Source organism: Shewanella sp. SR43-8, assembly GCF_014163775.1.
Taxonomy (GTDB): domain Bacteria; phylum Pseudomonadota; class Gammaproteobacteria; order Enterobacterales; family Shewanellaceae; genus Shewanella; species Shewanella vesiculosa.
Map to the genome: position 1 here is coordinate 1 of NZ_JACJDX010000055.1, position 233 is coordinate 233.

1 protein-coding gene is annotated in these 233 nt (G+C 55.8%); it reads right to left on the minus strand.

All coding sequences use genetic code 11. The features are described 5' to 3' along the window. Nucleotides 1–233, minus strand: a 233-nt coding sequence (locus tag H5114_RS20330) for a cadherin repeat domain-containing protein (protein WP_182723896.1), incomplete at both ends; no start/stop codon positions are given.

A 233-nucleotide genomic window follows, 5' to 3' on the forward strand; every position in this document is an offset into this window, starting at 1 on the left:
AAATTGTGCACGTTCGCCAGGGCTTCAAAGTCATTGGCGACGGCGGCCACGCCCGCTGGGGTCAAGCTGATGACACCGGTCACGGGGTCAATCTCAAACCAAGCGTCGTCATTGCCGCTGACGATACTGTAGGTCACTGGCGTGCCTTCAGGGTTGGTTGCAGACACAGTACCGATCACCGTGCTGTCGCTGCTGTTTTCAAAATACGTAAAGCTGTAGCTGTCGCCTATAGG